This window comes from Curtobacterium sp. LFS079 (genome assembly GCF_047977865.1).
In the GTDB taxonomy this organism is placed as follows: domain Bacteria; phylum Actinomycetota; class Actinomycetes; order Actinomycetales; family Micrococcaceae; genus Arthrobacter.
The window spans coordinates 79,960-95,067 of sequence record NZ_JBFPFO010000014.1 but is presented as its reverse complement, the minus strand read 5'-3'; the positions used below and the strand labels follow the sequence as shown (position 1 = coordinate 95,067).

The 15,108-nt window shown below is 68.3% G+C and carries 15 protein-coding genes; 10 read left to right on the top strand and 5 right to left on the bottom strand.

Annotation, left to right across the window (positions count from 1 at the left end):
- The first annotated feature begins 128 nt into the window (after positions 1–128).
- Positions 129–509 (top strand): VOC family protein, encoded by a 381-nt coding sequence (locus tag ACNQPB_RS18010; RefSeq protein ID WP_498753788.1) that lies wholly within the window; start codon positions 129–131, stop codon positions 507–509.
- Between the two features lie 23 nt (positions 510–532).
- Here the strand turns inward: ACNQPB_RS18010 and ACNQPB_RS18005 are convergent, their stop codons facing one another.
- A complete protein-coding gene (locus tag ACNQPB_RS18005) occupies positions 533–3,067 on the bottom strand; it encodes a DNA gyrase/topoisomerase IV subunit A (RefSeq protein ID WP_498753787.1) in 2,535 nt (844 codons plus the stop codon).
- A 54-nt stretch (positions 3,068–3,121) separates the two neighbouring features.
- Here ACNQPB_RS18005 and ACNQPB_RS18000 point away from each other — a divergent pair, with 54 nt between their 5' ends.
- The 4 genes from ACNQPB_RS18000 to ACNQPB_RS17985 all read left to right on the top strand — a co-directional run bounded on the left by ACNQPB_RS18000 (position 3,122) and on the right by ACNQPB_RS17985 (position 8,685).
- Complete coding sequence (locus tag ACNQPB_RS18000) at positions 3,122–5,827, top strand: bifunctional acetate--CoA ligase family protein/GNAT family N-acetyltransferase (RefSeq protein WP_498753786.1); 2,706 nt, start codon at positions 3,122–3,124, stop codon at positions 5,825–5,827.
- A 104-nt stretch (positions 5,828–5,931) separates the two neighbouring features.
- The gene (locus ACNQPB_RS17995) at positions 5,932–6,657 is read left to right on the top strand and encodes a DUF5998 family protein (protein WP_498753785.1); all 726 of its coding nucleotides are present in this window, start codon (positions 5,932–5,934) and stop codon (positions 6,655–6,657) included.
- 26 nt (positions 6,658–6,683) lie between these two features.
- Positions 6,684–7,913: an alkaline phosphatase family protein gene (locus ACNQPB_RS17990; protein ID WP_498753784.1), complete on the top strand. Its 1,230-nt coding sequence runs from the start codon at positions 6,684–6,686 to the stop codon at positions 7,911–7,913.
- The gene (locus ACNQPB_RS17985) at positions 7,906–8,685 is read left to right on the top strand and encodes a thymidine kinase (RefSeq protein ID WP_498753783.1); all 780 of its coding nucleotides are present in this window, start codon (positions 7,906–7,908) and stop codon (positions 8,683–8,685) included. The genes ACNQPB_RS17990 and ACNQPB_RS17985 overlap by 8 nt, the downstream gene beginning before the upstream one ends.
- 1 nt (position 8,686) lies before the next feature.
- On the opposite strand, the gene sepH is transcribed toward ACNQPB_RS17985, so the two are convergent.
- Positions 8,687–10,129: a septation protein SepH gene (gene sepH, locus ACNQPB_RS17980; RefSeq protein ID WP_498753782.1), complete on the bottom strand. Its 1,443-nt coding sequence runs from the start codon at positions 10,127–10,129 to the stop codon at positions 8,687–8,689.
- A 192-nt stretch (positions 10,130–10,321) separates the two neighbouring features.
- Between sepH and ACNQPB_RS17975 the strand changes: the two genes are divergently transcribed.
- Positions 10,322–10,621 carry a DUF4193 domain-containing protein gene (locus ACNQPB_RS17975; RefSeq protein WP_498753781.1) on the top strand — a complete coding sequence of 100 codons (300 nt, stop codon included), beginning with the start codon at positions 10,322–10,324 and terminating at the stop codon, positions 10,619–10,621.
- 10 nt (positions 10,622–10,631) lie between these two features.
- Here the strand turns inward: ACNQPB_RS17975 and ACNQPB_RS17970 are convergent, their stop codons facing one another.
- Entirely contained in the window at positions 10,632–11,117 is a 486-nt protein-coding gene (locus tag ACNQPB_RS17970) for a DUF3093 domain-containing protein (protein WP_498753780.1), read from the bottom strand.
- Positions 11,118–11,197: 80 nt separating this feature from the next.
- Between ACNQPB_RS17970 and dut the strand changes: the two genes are divergently transcribed.
- The 4 genes from dut (at position 11,198) to ACNQPB_RS17950 (ending at position 13,693) form a co-directional block, all read left to right on the top strand.
- Positions 11,198–11,710: a dUTP diphosphatase gene (gene dut, locus ACNQPB_RS17965; RefSeq protein ID WP_498753779.1), complete on the top strand. Its 513-nt coding sequence runs from the start codon at positions 11,198–11,200 to the stop codon at positions 11,708–11,710.
- A 126-nt stretch (positions 11,711–11,836) separates the two neighbouring features.
- Positions 11,837–12,589: a DUF3710 domain-containing protein gene (locus ACNQPB_RS17960; RefSeq protein ID WP_498753778.1), complete on the top strand. Its 753-nt coding sequence runs from the start codon at positions 11,837–11,839 to the stop codon at positions 12,587–12,589.
- Positions 12,582–12,923, top strand: a complete 342-nt coding sequence (locus tag ACNQPB_RS17955; protein WP_498753777.1) for a hypothetical protein — start codon at positions 12,582–12,584, stop codon at positions 12,921–12,923. Before ACNQPB_RS17960 ends, ACNQPB_RS17955 begins: the two co-directional genes overlap by 8 nt.
- Positions 12,923–13,693: a DUF3159 domain-containing protein gene (locus tag ACNQPB_RS17950; protein ID WP_498753776.1), complete on the top strand. Its 771-nt coding sequence runs from the start codon at positions 12,923–12,925 to the stop codon at positions 13,691–13,693. The genes ACNQPB_RS17955 and ACNQPB_RS17950 overlap by 1 nt, the downstream gene beginning before the upstream one ends.
- Positions 13,694–13,703: 10 nt before the next feature.
- Here the strand turns inward: ACNQPB_RS17950 and ACNQPB_RS17945 are convergent, their stop codons facing one another.
- Entirely contained in the window at positions 13,704–14,426 is a 723-nt protein-coding gene (locus ACNQPB_RS17945) for a potassium channel family protein (RefSeq protein WP_498753775.1), read from the bottom strand.
- Complete coding sequence (locus ACNQPB_RS17940) at positions 14,423–15,097, bottom strand: potassium channel family protein (RefSeq protein WP_498753774.1); 675 nt, start codon at positions 15,095–15,097, stop codon at positions 14,423–14,425. The genes ACNQPB_RS17945 and ACNQPB_RS17940 overlap by 4 nt, the downstream gene beginning before the upstream one ends.
- Between the last annotated feature and the right edge of the window lie 11 nt (positions 15,098–15,108).

Genomic DNA, 15,108 nt, shown 5'->3' with positions numbered 1-15,108 from the left:
TGCCGGAACCTCGGGAAATCCCGCCCGGACCCCGCCGGATCCCGACCGGAAGGACGCCACGGAGCCCCTTCCATCCGGCTGCGCCAGGAGTAGAGTGGCCCCGGGGGTGGGCTTGGAAAGGAATTGCCATGCTAAAGAATCTCAGCGTCGCGGCCGTGCTTCCCGCCAGCGACATCAGCCGGGCCCGTGAGTTCTACCGCGACAAGCTCGGGCTCGAACCGGACAACCCGGATGCCGAAGACAACCTCATGTACAAGTGCGGCAACGGCACCGCCTTCCTGCTGTACCAGACACCCAACGCCGGCTCGGCGAAGAACACCCAGATGGGCTGGGCCACGGACGATCTCGACGGCGAAATGGCCGATCTGCGCTCGCGCGGCGTGGTCTTCGAAGACTACGACTTCCCGGGCCTGAAAACCGAGAACGGCGTAGCCACGATGCCGGACGGCGAACGCGGCGCCTGGTTCCTCGATACGGAAGGGAACATCCTCAGCATCAACGAGATGTAGCCGGTACCGCTCCGGTACCCCTGTCAGCCAGCCCCGTTATCCTCTGCCCACGCCATGCTGGCGCCGATTGCGTCGACGGGCTGGGACAGGGGTACACCGGAGCCGTCGCGCCGGCCGTGTTCCTGCGGCAGGGCCCGGGCCACACCGGCCGAGGACGATGCCTTGGCCGGTCCGTGGCCTGCCCAAGCAAGCAGGAGGGTGTCTTCGCCCTTGAGGAAACGGTGGGCACGCACGCCGCCGGTGGCCCGGCCCTTCGCCGGGTATTCCTCGAAGGCGGTCACCTTCGCGGTGCCCGGTGCTGTGCCCGGCAGTGCGTCGTTGCTTCCGGCGATCGTGACGACGACGGCGGCGGGATCGTCCGCGCGGACCGTGCCGAAGTGGATCACCTCGTCGCCGGCGGCGAGCTTGATGCCGGCCATGCCGCCGGCCGTGCGGCCCTGCGGGCGCACGGCGGAAGCGGCGAAGCGCAGCAACTGGGCCTGCCGCGTCAGGAAGACCAGCTCGGTGGTGTCTTCGGCTGCGGCTTCGGCCGCGACCACGCGGTCCTTGTCCTTCAGCGCGATGATTTCGAAGTCCTCCCGGTTCAGCGGGTAATCCGGTTGGACGCGCTTCACGATGCCCTGCGCGGTGCCGAGGGCCAGCACGGCGTCCAGCGGGACGAAGGCAACCAGGGTTTCGCCCTTCAGCAGGGTGATGAAGTCTTTGGCCGGCACACCGCCGGCCAGGTTCGGCAGCCCGGCTACCGGCGGCAGCACCGGCATGTCCATGACCTGTACGCGCAGCATGCGCCCCTGGGAGGTGACCGCGCCGATCTCCCCGCGGGCCGTGGTCTTCACCACGGAACGGAACACGTCGTGCTTGTTGCGCGGTCCGGCTTCGGCCAGGGCTTCCTGGTTCGCGGTGCGGGCGATCTGCCCGGACGCCGTCAGGATCGCCCAGCAGGGGTCGTCCGCGATTTCCAGCGGCAGGGCTGCGGCTTTGCCCTTCGGCCCCGGGGCCGCGGCGGCAAGGGCTGCGGCGACCGTCGGGGAGACGGCCTCGGATTCGAGCAGCACGGTGCGGCGCGGGGTGCCGTACTTTTCGGCGATCCCGGCGAGTTCGCCGGAGACGAGCTCGCGCAGCAGGGTGTCCGATCCGAGGATGGCCTCCAGTTCGGCGATGTCCCGCAACAGCTCCTCCTGCTCCTTTTCCAGTTCGATCCGGGAGTACTTGGTGAGCTGGCGCAGGCGCAACTCCAGGATGTAGTTCGCCTGGATCTCGGAGAGGTCGTAGATGGACATCAGGCGGTCGCGGGCAGCGGAGGCCTCGTCCGAGGAGCGGATGATCTGGATGACCTCGTCGATGTCCACGATCGCGATGAGGAGGCCCTCCACCAGATGCAGGCGGTCCTTCTTCTTGGCGAGCCTGAAGGCGGTGCGGCGCCGCACCACGGAGAGCCGGTGGTCCACGTAGACGTGCAGCAGCGGGAGCAGGCCGAGGGTCTGCGGCTGGCCCTCCACCAGTGCCACGTTGTTGATGCCGAAGGAGTCTTCCATCGGGGTGAAGCGGTACAGCTGCTGGAGGACGGCGTTCGGGTTGAAGCCGTTCTTGAGCTCGATGACCAGGCGCAGGCCGTGCTGGCGGTCGGTGAGGTCCACGACGTCGCTGATGCCGGTGAGCTTCTTGCCGTTGACGGCGTCCTTGATCTTCTCGATGACCTTTTCCGGGCCCACCATGTACGGCAGCTCGGTCACCACCAGGCCGGTGCGGCGGGCGGTCAGCTGCTCGATCTCCACCTTGGCACGGGTCTTGAAGGAACCGCGGCCCGTGGCGTAGGCGTCACGGATGCCGTCCAGGCCCACGATCCGCCCGCCGGTGGGCAGGTCCGGGCCGGGGACGAACTGCATGATGTCCTCGAGCGTGGCCTCCGGGTTGGCGATCAGGTGCCGGGCGGCGGCGATCACTTCCACCAGGTTGTGCGGGGCCATGTTGGTGGCCATGCCGACGGCGATGCCCGTGGTGCCGTTGACCAGCAGGTTGGGGAACGCAGCCGGCAGGACATCCGGCTGGGTCAGCTGGTTGTCGTAGTTGGGGATGAAGTCCACCACGTCTTCGTCGAGGTGGTCCGTCATGGTCAGGGCCGCCGCGGCGAGCCTGGCTTCGGTGTACCGCGGTGCCGCCGGACCGTCGTCGAGCGAGCCGAAGTTGCCGTGTCCGTCGATCAGCGGCAGCCGGAGCGAGAAGTCCTGGGCCATGCGCACCATGGCGTCGTAGATGGCGGCATCGCCGTGCGGGTGCAGCTTACCCATCACCTCGCCCACCACGCGGGCGCTCTTGACGTGGCCGCGGTCCGGGCGGAGCCCCATGTCGCTCATCATGTAGAGGATGCGGCGCTGGACGGGCTTGAGGCCGTCACGTGCATCGGGCAGGGCCCGCGAATAGATCACCGAATAGGCGTACTCCAGGAAGGAGCCTTCCATTTCGGACGTGACGTCGATGTCGATGATGTTTTCGGTGTAGTCACCGCTGTCCGCAGCTGATGCTGCTTTGGCGCGGGAAGGACTTTGGCTGCGTGCCATGGAGACGGCGGATCCTTAAAGGGTGTACTGCGGGAGATTAGCTACGCTAAGCCTATGGTGGATGAGCCCGGCACCGGCGTATATCCGGAATATTGGGAGGCCGATGTCGTCTTGCGCGACGGCGGCATCGCGCACCTGAGGCCCATCTCGCCCGCCGATGCGGACGCCGTCCAGGCCTTCCACACCGGCCAGTCGCAGGCCTCCATCTACCTGCGCTTCTTCAGCTACAAGGCCAGGCTCTCCAGCAAGGAACTGCGCCGCTTCACCGAGGTGGACCACGTGGACCGCGTGGCCTTCGTGATCACCATTGGCGGCGCGATCGTCGGCATCGGCCGCTACGACCGGCTCGATGATCCCGCTGAGGCGGAGGTCGCCTTCAACATCTCGGACTCCCAGCAGGGCAGGGGCATCGGCTCCATCCTGCTCGAACACCTCGCCGCGGCGGCCCGCGAGAACGGGATCCACCGCTTTACCGCCGAGGTCCTGCCGGAGAACAGCAAGATGCTGCGCGTCTTCGCCGACGCCGGGTACGAGCTTTCCCGCCGTTTCGACGACGGCGTCGTGAGCGTCGGGTTCAACATCGACCCCACGCGCAAGTCCCTCGCCGTGATGGAGTCACGCGAGCACCGCGCCGAGGCGCGCAGCGTGCGGGACCTGCTGGCGCCTCCGTCGGTCGCGGTCATCGGGGCGAGCCGCAAGTGGGGGAGCGTCGGCTACCAGCTGCTCGAGCACATCATCGAAGGCGGGTTCGGCGGGCCCGTGTACGCGGTGAACCCTGAAGCCTTCGAACTGTCCGGCATGAAGTCCTACGCCCGGATCGCGGACCTCCCGGGTTCCGTGGCGCTCGCCGTCATCGCGGTGCCGGGCGAGGAAGTGCCGAAGGTGGTGGACGAATGCGCCGCCGCCGGAGTCACGGGGCTCGTGGTGGCCACGGCCGGATATGCCGACGACGGCGAACGCGGCCTGCTGCGCCAGCAGGCTCTCGTGCGCCAGGCCCGTTCGCACGGGATGCGGGTGGTCGGTCCGGAATCGCTGGGCATCATCAACACGCATCCGGAGGTTTCGCTGAACGCCTCGATGGCACCGGTGATGCCGCGGCCCGGGCGGCTCGGCCTGTTCACCCAGTCGGCGGCGATCGGGGTTTCGGTCTACGCGGCAGCCGTCCGCCGCGGCCTGGGCCTGTCCTCGTTCCTCTCCGCCGGCAACCGCGCGGACATCTCGGGCAACGACGTCATGCAGTTCTGGGAGGACGATCCGGACACCGCCGCCGTCGGCCTGTACCTGGAGTCCATGGGCAACCCGCGCAAGTTCTCCCGCCTGGCGCGGCGCCTGGCCCGCAGCAAGGCGGTGATCGTTGCCAAATCGGACCTCACCGGCCTCAGCCTGCCGCCGGGGCACGTCGGCAGGACCGCCATGGCCCCTCCGTCAGCACTCGATGCCATGATGCGGCAATCCGGGGTGATCTCAGTGGAGACCGTCGAACAGCTCATGGACGTCGCCCAGATCGTCTCCAGCCAGCCCCTCCCGCAAGGCCCCGGAGTGGCGGTGGTCAGCAACTCCGCCGCACTGGGCAAGGTGGTGGCCGATTCCGCCGGGCACCACGGGCTCCGTGTGGAACGGCTGCTGACCGGCCTCGACCTGGATTCCGGGGCATCCGTCTCGCTGGACCGCCTGCGCCGGCAGCTCCAGGAAACCCTCGCCGGGACGGAAGTCCACTCCGTCGTCGCGGCAATGATTCCGGCCCGCAGCGTGTCCATGGTAGACATCGCGAAGGTGCTGTCCGAATGCTCCGCAGGGACGGGCAAAGCTGTCGTGGCCTCGTTCGGCGGGGTGCTGGACCCGGCGGCCCGGCTCGACGGCCTGCTGCCCGCCGATGCGGCCGATTCCGGCGTCCCGTGCTACTCCAGCCCGGGCAACGCGGTGGCCGCACTGTCCGCCGTCGTCGGCTATTCCGCCTGGCTGGGCCGCGAACAGGGCCTTTTCGTCGAACCGGAAGGCTGCGATCCGGAGGGTACGCGCGAAATACTGGAACGCCTCCTGGCCACCGTGCACGGCGAGCAGCTGCTGCGCCTGGAACCGCAGGACGCCGCCTCGCTGCTGGCCCGCTACGGCATGGCGGTGGAACCATCCGCCGTCTTCGAGCACGACGACGACGCCGTCGCTGCCGCCGGGCGGTTGGGCTGGCCCGTGGCGCTCAAGACCACCGACCCCGCCCTGCGCCACCGCATCGACCTCGGCGGGGTCCGGCTGGACATCGAGGACGCCGAATCGCTGCGCCGCAACATCGCCCAGATGCGCCGGGCCCTTGAACCTTTTGCCTCCGGACCCCCCGGTTCGCCGGCCTTGGAAGTCCAGGCCATGGCCCCGGTGGGCCAGGCCTGCACCTTCCGGGCCATCGAGGACCCGCTGCTTGGCCCGGTGGTGTCCTTCGGCCTGGCCGGCGACGCCGTGAACCTCCTCGACGACTGGGCATACCGGGTGCCGCCGCTCTCCGCCACGGATGTGCGCGACTTCATCCGCTCGCCCCGCGCCTCACTGAAGCTGTTCGGCTACCAAGGCCTTCCCGCCGTCGACGTCGCCGCCTTGGAGGACCTGGCCGCGCGGCTGGCCCGGCTGAAGGACGAACACCCGGAGATCGCCCTCGTGGAATTCAACCCGGTCCTTGCCGGCCCGGAGGGCGCCCGCATCCTGGCGGCGGAGGTATGGATCGGCAACGCCGCACAGCGCACAGACAGTGCCCGCCGGGCAATGCGCGGCTGAGCCGGGCAAACAGCCCGGGGAGGGGGCCGTGCACCGGACCGAAGGCGACCGGGCGGTCGCAGCACGGTTAGGAAGTCCCGCCGGGGATCTGTGAAAATGGGGGAATGAGCTCCAAGTCCCCGATGTCCTCTTCCGGCCCGGCCGCGGCCGGGCACAATGCGGCACACAATCACAGCACGCAGGGGCAGAGCCTGGAGCAGGCCCTCCAACGGGCCGGTTTCTACCCGGTACTGGTGGCCGACGTCGTCGATGACGCCCTGGACGGCCGCGACTGCCTGGCCCACCTGGTGCACCTGGAAACCCATTTCGAGCGGGCCGAAGTCCGCCGCCACATCACCGTCCTGGTCCTGACCGAGGACATGCTGGTCATCACCCATGTGGACGACCAGCAGCTTGACGAAGCCGGCGAACAGATCGTCGCCCAGATCTCCACCGAATCCGTTCCCGTGGCGCAGATCCGTTCGGTGGTGCTGAGCTACATGTACGCGCAGCCGCAGAACTACAAGCCCAGCGATCCCGTGCGGGAGCTCACCCTGTCCATCGCCTGGTCCGGCGGACAGCGGCTCGATGTCGGTCCGGCCAGTTGCGGCGACCCGCAGTGCGAAGCGGACCACGGCTACACCGGCACCATCAGCCAGGAGGACATTGTCTTGCGGATCAGCTCCGAAGCCGATGGCCCCCGCGCCGTGCAGGACGCCAAGGTCTTCGCCCGGGCGCTGCGTGCCGTCAACACCGGAACCCCCGCAGCTCCCGCCCACGCCTCCATCCCGGCGCCCCGGACCCGCTCAGGTGTGTTCGGAAACCGTCTGAGCCGCGGACACCAGCGCTGAGCATGGAGCTGTCAGAGCAGCCGGCCATGCCCGGGCATTCCGCCGCGCCTCCCGCGCCCTTCGGAGCAGCCTTTTCCCCGGAAGATCTCCCGGCAGCGCCGCTGTACGGCAGGCAGTCCATCGCCGAGGTCTTCACCAGCGCCGCCGCGAGCCTGGGCCTGCCCGGCTTCGAGAACGCCCTGCAGCTGCCCCCGGCGCAGCGCGTCTGCGTGGTCCTCGCCGATGGCCTGGGCCGCAACCTGCTGAAGAAGAAGGCAGCCCACACCCCGTTCCTGCGCTCCGTGGCCGCGGCGGGCCAGGGCCGGGTGCCTGTGTGGCTCGACGCCGCGTTCCCGTCTACCACGGCGTCCTCCCTGGCCAGCCTCGGCACGGGCCGCACCCCCGGCGAACACGGCATGGTCGGCTACGACGTCCTGGACCCCGCGCAGGACAAAGTGGTGAACCTGCTGGGCAATTGGGACTCCAAAGTCGATCCGCTCGAGTGGCAGCCGTTTCCTTCCGTGTTCGAACGGGCAGCCGAAGAACTGGACGTCGTCACCGTCAGCCTCCCGCAGTTCGGACAGTCGCCCATGACCCGTGCGGCCTTGCGCGGCAGCCGCTTCGTCGGCGGCACCTCGCTGCACGCACGCACAGCGCTCGCCGCAGAGGAAATGGCCGCGGGAAACCGCTCCCTCATGTACTTCTACGCGAACGAACTGGACAAGGCAGGCCACCGCTACGGTTGTGCCTCCGAACGGTGGGAGCACCAGCTCGAGGAGCTCGACTCCACAGTGCGGCGGCTCTCTGCCACGCTGCCTGCCGGCACCACCATCATCCTCACCGGCGATCACGGCATGCTGGATGTGCCCGAATCCCAGCGCCTCGACTATTCAACGGAACCCGCGCTGGTGGCCGGTGTCCGGCACACCGCAGGCGAGCCCCGCATGGTGCACCTCTACCTCGAACCCGACGCCGGCGAAGCCGCCCGGGACGCACTCCTGGATGCCTGGCGCCGCCGCTTCGGCGAACGCATCTGGGCGTTCACCCGCGAACAGGGACTCGCCGCCGGGCTGTTCGGGAACCTTCGCCCCGAGGTGGGGCCACGGATCGGCGATGTCATGATCGCCGCCCGCGACACGCTCGCCCTCTACGACACCCGCCGGGTCCGCCCGCAGGCCATGGAAGTAGTGGGCCAGCATGGCTCCCTGACCAAGCCCGAACGCGAAGTGCCGCTGCTCTGCTTCCCGGCTGCGGGATCGAAGCGCCGGCGTGGCTGAACTGGTCTTTTTCTCCGGAACCATGGACTGCGGCAAGTCCACCCTCGCCCTGCAGATGGACCACAACCACAGGGCCCGCGGCCGCGGCGGCATCCGCTTCAGCCGCAACGACCGTGCGGGGGACTCCGTCATCTCCAGCCGCCTTGGCCTGCGCAGCGACGCCGTCGAGGTCACCGACGGCACGGACTTCTGGGAGGAGACCGCGCGACGCCGGACCGGTGGCCTGCGCGTCGACTACCTGATCTGCGATGAAGCACAGTTCTACTCGCCCGGGCAGGTGGAGCAGCTTGCCCGGCTGGTGGACGAAATGGACGTGGACGTGTTTGCTTTCGGCATCACTACGGACTTCCGGGCCCGGCTGTTCCCGGGCTCGCAGCGCCTCGTGGAACTGGCGGACAGGATCGAGGTCCTGCAGGTCCAGGCCCTGTGCTGGTGCGGCCGGCGTGCGACGCACAATGCACGGACGGTGGACGGCATCATGGTGGTCACCGGCGAGCAGGTGGTGGTTGGCGACGTCGCCACCGACGTCTCCCTCGACGACGGCGGGCCGGCAGAACACGGAGGGCCGGCCGAACATGGCGGGCCGGTGACCGGCTATGAAACGCTGTGCCGGCGTCATTACATGCGCCGGGTTACCGCACACGCTGCGGACCTCATGGCCGGGCGCGAGGAATCACTGCCGTTCGAGCTGGATGCTTGCCTCTGGCAGGGGGCGGGCGGGCAGCGCGGGTCCAACAGGCAGCGCGAGTCCAACAACAGGCAGGGTAAGTAGCTCAGTCTCCGCGGGTGCCGAAGACGATATCGTCCCAGCTTGGCACGCTTGAGCGCTTCGGCCGTGAGGTCTGGCGCTCGGCAGGGGCGGCGTCCTTTTCCTCGTTCTTCGCCGCCGGGGCCGCCGTGTCAGGTCTGGCGTTGCCGGCGTCGGGGGAGGCATGCCGGTTCCACGGGCTCAGCGGGGTCCGGCGGCGCCGCGGTTCCTCGCTCTGGCGGCGGGATGCACCGCCAAGGAGTTCGTCGAGTCCCGCACGGTGGGTGCTTTCGCCGCTTTCCTCATCCGCTGCCTCATTGGCATCTTCTGCGTCGTCGGGAGTTTCGGCTGCGTGGTCAACGTCGGCCGGGGTCCCGCCAAGGGCGCGCAGGGGCACGGGCACCACGGTGATCTCGCGGGTGTCGGTGCTGACGCCGTCGTGCAGGTGGAGGGGATCGCGCAACTCGAGGGAATCGTCGTCGTCCGCGTGTTCCGAGGGCCTGCGCACGTGGCCTGGATTCAGCGAGGCAAGGCTAAGCCGGGCTGCCGGGCGGCTCTCGCCTTCCTCGCCGGATGGTTCGTCATCCGTTTCGGGACCGTCCTGGTCTTCCGTGCGCGGGTGGGCGGCCGGAACGCCCCCGCTCAGCAGCAGGGCCAGGGCGTCGTCGCCGTCCTCGTCGATGCCCAGGCGCTGGCCCCGGCGCAGGCGGAGCATGTCCAGCAGCCCGTCGGCATCCGGACCGGAGGAAGAAGTGTCCTCACCTTCCGCCTCGAAGTCGAAGGGCCGGTCCGCGACCGCGGAGAGCCGGCGGGCAGGCAACGGGCCGTCCAGGGGTTCGAGTTCGCTGAGCTGCTGGGCCCAGCGGTTGGCGTTCTGCAGGGTCTTGCGGCCCGGTGTGAAGGTCCACATGGCCGGGGGCTCTTCGCCGATGCTGGCAGGTGCGCCCGCGCTGGGCTCGAAACGGGCCACCACCGTCCAGGTGCCGTCGTTGCGTCGCCAGGAATCCCACTCCACGGTTGACGGGTCGATGCCGTGGGCGGAGAGCCGGTGATTCACCATGTCGTCAAGGCTGGCTGGGGCGTCGCCGAATGCGGCGCGATAGGGGTCGTGGCCAGGGGACGGCGAGGCGACTTCCACCTTGCGGGCCTGCTGCGCGACGTATTCGCGCTCGGCGAGCACGGGTCCTTCATAGCGCTGGACGTTGGCCAAGGGGAGCCCGGAGAGTTCGGCGACTTCCGCGGCACTGGATCCGGAACGAATGCGGGCCTGGATGTCCCGCGGGGACATGGCCACCGGCGCGATTGCTGCGCGGGCTGCTACCTGGGCGGGGGTCCGGCTCGTTGCCACGCGCAGCGCTTCGTCGATCGGCAACTGGAACATTTCGCCGCCGCTTCCGCTCAGCACGAGATGTCCGCCATCGTCATGGACGCCAACAAGCCGTAGTTCCCGCATCAAATCCTCCACCATGGCCTTTTCCGACAGTCGAAACTCTGCCACCGGCAAGGGGCAATTCCTACTAGGACAAAGGGCGTGCCGCGATTTTCCGTGAATTCCGCGCCGTGAGAGGAGAGCGGGCACAAAAGCACATGCCGCGGCGTTACATACGTAGGCCAGGGGAGAAGTCCCTGGCCGGACGCGCTAGGCAGCAAAGAAGGGACCATGGCAACGGACTACGATGCCCCTCGGAAGGTCGACGACGAAGCGGGCGAGGACTCCATTGAAGAGCTCAAGACCCGTCGGACGGAGAAATCGTCCGCGGCGGTCGACCTTGACGAAAGCGATCTTGCCGACGCTTTCGAACTACCCGGCGCCGATCTGTCGAACGAGGAACTGCAGGTCCAGGTCCTCCCCGCCCAGGCCGACGAGTTCACCTGCGCCAACTGTTTCCTGGTGAAGCACCGTTCCCAGATTGCCCGGGAAAAAGACGGAAAGCTGTACTGCGTGGAGTGCGAAGGCTAGCGGTGCCGGATCAGGAAGCCAGGGCCTTCAGGAGTTCCTCCGGGCGGCGGGTCGAGGTGAGCCAGTAGGGGGTACGGTCCTGGGGGTCGGTGACAGGAATCCGCACCACGGGATCGATCCAGCCGCGGATGCACAGGAAGGCCAGGCCGTTGAGCCGGGTGCCGCGCTCCGCCGTGGCTTCGTCCTTGCGGAACGCTTCCGCCTGGCCCAGCAGGCTGCGGGGGATGCTTGCCCGGCCAACCTGGAGGGTGTCCTTGCGGACCACGATGCTCGGTGTGGACAGGAGCAGCAGGACCACCATGATCGCGGCGAGCACGACTGCCGCGATGATGCCGGCCAGGATGCTGATCGGTGCGAGGACCAGGATGCCGGCGCCGGACAGGCCGAGAACTATCAGCCAGATCCACGGTGAGGGCCACAGCTTCTCCGTGAACAGGACGTCCGCTCCGTTCTGGGGCTGGCCGGGCACGGGGGAGGACGCAGTCGCTTCAGGCATGGCTCCAGCTTATCGTTCCGTCCACACGGTGCCTGACGCGGGGCGCGGGACGCTTCCCGTGGACGCTAGAATGAGGCATTGTGAGCCAGGAGTCAGCAGTCATCAGCCCAGCAGAAGCCTCCGCCGAATACGGCGCCCCGACCCTCCGGGTCGAGCTGAAAATGCTCGACGCCGGACTGGAAGCGCCGTCGTACGCGCATCCGGGCGATGCCGGGGCGGACCTGCGGGCCCGCGAGGACGTCACGCTTGCTCCCGGACAGAGGAAGCTGGTGCCCACGGGAGTGTCGATCGGGCTGCCCAACGGCTTTGTGGCCCTCATCCACCCGCGTTCGGGCCTGGCCACCAAGCACGGACTCACGGTGGTTAATGCGCCCGGAACCGTCGACGCCGGATATCGCGGCGAAATCGCCGTGACCCTGCTGAACACTGACCTGGTGCATCCGATCGAACTCAAACGCGGCGACCGGATCGCCCAGATGGTGATCCAGCGCGTCGAATACGCCGGCTTCGTCCGGGTGGAGGAGTTGTCCGAGACCGTACGCGGCGAGGGCGGTTTCGGTTCCACCGGCGGTTTCCCGGCCCCGAACGCCTGATACCTGCAAGCCTGGCACCTTCCGCCGCATCCGGCCGCTCCGGTCATTCCGGGGCCGGACTTCCCGCAATCATCCGGGCGGGCCGGGGTTTACCGGGGGATAGACCACAACTAAGGAGAGAACCCCATGCTTTTTGGGCGCGGTAAGAAGTCCAAGACCGTCCAGCCGGAGGCTGCGGACCAGGACACGGTTGACGCCGGGCCGGCCGACGGCGATGCCGCGCAAGGCCAGTCAGCGGAAGCCGCAAAGGCGAAGGGCGATTTCCGGGTGGCCAAGGGGCCTTGGGACGTCTCCGAGATCGACAGCCAGGACGGCTACCTCGATCTCGGTGCCCTACTGATCCAGCCCGTCGAGGGTCTCCAGCTTCGGCTGGAGGTCGAAGAGGCGAGCCAGCGGGTGGTCGCCGTGACCATGGACCTGGATGGTTCCAGCCTGCAGCTGCAGGCGTTTGCCGCCCCGCGCTCGGAGGGCCTGTGGGACGAGATCCGTGAACAGATCAACGAATCCGTGGCGAGCCAGGGCGGCGAGACCGAGGAGATTTCCGGGACGTTCGGCCCCGAGCTCGTGGCGAAGCTGCCGAGCGAGACCGCTCAGGGCCCGCAGGGCTACCGCGCCGCCCGCTTCATGGGTGTGGACGGGCCCCGTTGGTTCCTCCGCGGCGTCATCGGGGGGCCGGCCGCACTGGAACGCGAAACCGCAGCCGGGCTCGAAGAGTTGTTCAGGCGCGTGGTCGTGGTCCGTGGCGAGAATCCGATGCCGCCGCGCGAACTGCTCCAGCTCCGCCTGCCCAAGGACGCCGCCGTCGCGGGACCGGACGGCGCTCCGGCTCCCGGCCTGGCGCAGCCCGAACGCGGCCCGGAGATCACCGAGATTGGCTGACGGACAGCTTCGGGGGAGCCTTGCCGGGGAGCCGCACGAAATCAGCGACCTTCCGCACCGCGGGCGGGTCAGCTGTACCGGATTCATCGAGTCGGTGACATACCCGCCCGCCAGCGAACGGGCTCAGTTCGCCGCGATCGTGGTCGAAAACATCATCCACGGCGCGGTTGCAGTCTCGCCGCCCCGCCTTCGGGTTGTCTGGCTCGGGCGCCGCAGGGTGCCCGGGGTGGAAGCAGGCGCCAGGCTTCGGTTTGACGGAATGGTCACTGTGCGCGAAGGCCTGCCCACCATGTTCAACCCCCGCTACGAAATCCTCAACCGGCAGGAGCGCTGATGACCGCCGCCCACGGAACAGATCCGGACAACAGCGGTTCCGCGGAACCCCGGCCCGGAGGCGAAGCAGAGCCCAGGGAAACAGGGGCCGCAAAGGAATCCGAGCCAGGCATCGCCGCACTGGCCGCAGGCTATGCGGAGAAAGCCGGCCTGCAGCGGAACAAGCATGGCCACGTCGACATCCTCAAGTCCGCCGGCGGCATCCAGGGAATCGCCGAAAGCATCCTGCCCGGGCTGGTCTTCCTCGTCGCTTTCACCATCACCCGCGAACTCACGGTGTCCTTGGTCGCCGCCCTCGCCACGGCGGCCGTCTTTACCGTGGCCCGCCTCCTGAAGAAGCGTCCCCTGACCCAGGCACTGGCCGGAATCGCCGGCGTCGCGATTTCCGCCTGGCTCGCCAACACCACAGGCAAGGCCGAAGACTTCTACGTCCTGGGTTTCTACACCAACGCCGCCTACATCGCCGGCATGCTGCTGTCGGTCGTGCTCAAGTGGCCCATCGCAGGGCTGCTGTTCGGCCTGGTGCGGAACGAGGGCCTGGAATGGCGCAAGGACCCCGAACGGCTGCGCTCCTACAGCATCGCCACCTGGGTGGTCATCGGCGTGCTGGTGCTCCGCCTGGTGGTCCAGGTGCCGCTCTACCTGCAGGGCGAGGCCGGCCTGGCCGCCCTGGCCACGATGCGCCTGATCATGGGCGCACCGCTGTACATCCTGGGTCTGTGGGTGGCCTGGCTGCTGAGCCGGCCCGCCGGAAGCCGGCCGGCTCAATAAGCCAGCCGGCTCAGCCGTCGAAACCGTCGTCGTCGGCCTGCTCCGGAAGCTCGTCTTCCGCCTCCTCACCGGGCGCGGACGGGGACAGCAGGGCCCGCAGTCCGTCCTCGGCAGCGATCGTGGTGACGAAGAAGAGCTCGTCACCGCCGTCGATCACGTCGTCCCGGCTCGGGGTGATGGGAGCGTGGTCGCGCAGGATCGCCACCAGCGTGGAGTCCTCCGGCCAGTCGATGCCACCCACGGTGCTGCCGATGATGTGCGAATCATGCGGCACCGTGAACTCGACGAGCGAAGACACCCCGGTCTGGAGCGTCAGCAGGCGCACCAGGTCGCCGATTTCCACGGCCTCTTCCACGAGCGCCGTCATCAGCTGAGGCGTATTCACGGCGACGTCGACGCCCCAGGAATCATTGAACATCCAGTCATTCTTCGGGTTGTTCACCCGGCCCACGGTGCGGCCGACGCCGAACTCCGTCTTCGCGAGCAAGGACACCACGAGGTTGACCTTGTCGTCGCCGCTGGCGGACACCACGACGTCGGCATCCTCCAGTTTCGCTTCCTGCAGGGTGCTCAGCTCGCAGGCGTCGCCCACCAGCCAGCGCGCACCGCGCAGCCCGCTGCGGCCGATGACCTCGGGCTTGAGGTCGATCAGCAGGATCTCGTGCTTGTGGGCCAGGAGTTCGCGGGCGATCGAGGAGCCCACGCTGCCTGCGCCGACGATGACGACTTTCACTCGGACTCCTTCGCGGGAACGCTGGCCAGGATGCGCTGCACTTCGTCGCTTCGCTCGATTTCCAGCATCATGTGCACCGTGTCACCTTCCTGGTAGGAAGTGCCGGGGGAGGGCAGGATACCTTCGCCGAAGCGGGTCAGGAAGGCAACGCGGGTGCCGGCAGCGGCCTCGATGGCGCTCACAGCGTGCCCGATCCATTTCTCGTTCAGGTCGACTTCGGCCAGGACGAGGCGTCCCGAGGGTTCCCGGTAGTCCCCGGCGAGGTGCTGTTCGGGCAGGATGCGGCGCAGCACCTGGTCGGCGCTCCAGCGCACCGCAGCGACCGTGGGAATACCCAGGCGCTGGTAGATTTCGGCCCGCCCGGGATCGTAGATGCGGGCAACGACGTGGGCCACATGGAAGGTTTCGCGGGCCACGCGGGTGGCCAGGATATTGGAGTTGTCGCCGCTGGAGACGGCGGCGAAGGCATAGGCCTCATCGCATCCGGCCTGCTTCAGCGTGTCCCGGTCGAAACCGACGCCGGTGACCTTCCGGCCCGTGAAACCGCTGCGGAGCCGGCGGAAGGCCCGGTCGTCCTGGTCGATGATGGCCACCGAATGGCCGGAGTCCTCAAGGGTGTGGGCCAGCGTAGCGCCGACCCTTCCGCAACCCATGATCACGAAGTGAGCCACCGTCTCTCCTT

Coding starts and splice junctions, on each gene's coding strand:
- ACNQPB_RS18010 (WP_498753788.1), top strand. CDS start 129: ATGCTAAAGAATCTCAGCGTCGCGGCCGTGCTTCCCGCCAGCGACATC.
- ACNQPB_RS18005 (WP_498753787.1), bottom strand. CDS start 3,067: ATGGCACGCAGCCAAAGTCCTTCCCGCGCCAAAGCAGCATCAGCTGCG.
- ACNQPB_RS18000 (WP_498753786.1), top strand. CDS start 3,122: ATGGTGGATGAGCCCGGCACCGGCGTATATCCGGAATATTGGGAGGCC.
- ACNQPB_RS17995 (WP_498753785.1), top strand. CDS start 5,932: ATGAGCTCCAAGTCCCCGATGTCCTCTTCCGGCCCGGCCGCGGCCGGG.
- ACNQPB_RS17990 (WP_498753784.1), top strand. CDS start 6,684: ATGCCCGGGCATTCCGCCGCGCCTCCCGCGCCCTTCGGAGCAGCCTTT.
- sepH (WP_498753782.1), bottom strand. CDS start 10,129: ATGGTGGAGGATTTGATGCGGGAACTACGGCTTGTTGGCGTCCATGAC.
- ACNQPB_RS17975 (WP_498753781.1), top strand. CDS start 10,322: ATGGCAACGGACTACGATGCCCCTCGGAAGGTCGACGACGAAGCGGGC.
- ACNQPB_RS17970 (WP_498753780.1), bottom strand. CDS start 11,117: ATGCCTGAAGCGACTGCGTCCTCCCCCGTGCCCGGCCAGCCCCAGAAC.
- ACNQPB_RS17960 (WP_498753778.1), top strand. CDS start 11,837: ATGCTTTTTGGGCGCGGTAAGAAGTCCAAGACCGTCCAGCCGGAGGCT.
- ACNQPB_RS17950 (WP_498753776.1), top strand. CDS start 12,923: ATGACCGCCGCCCACGGAACAGATCCGGACAACAGCGGTTCCGCGGAA.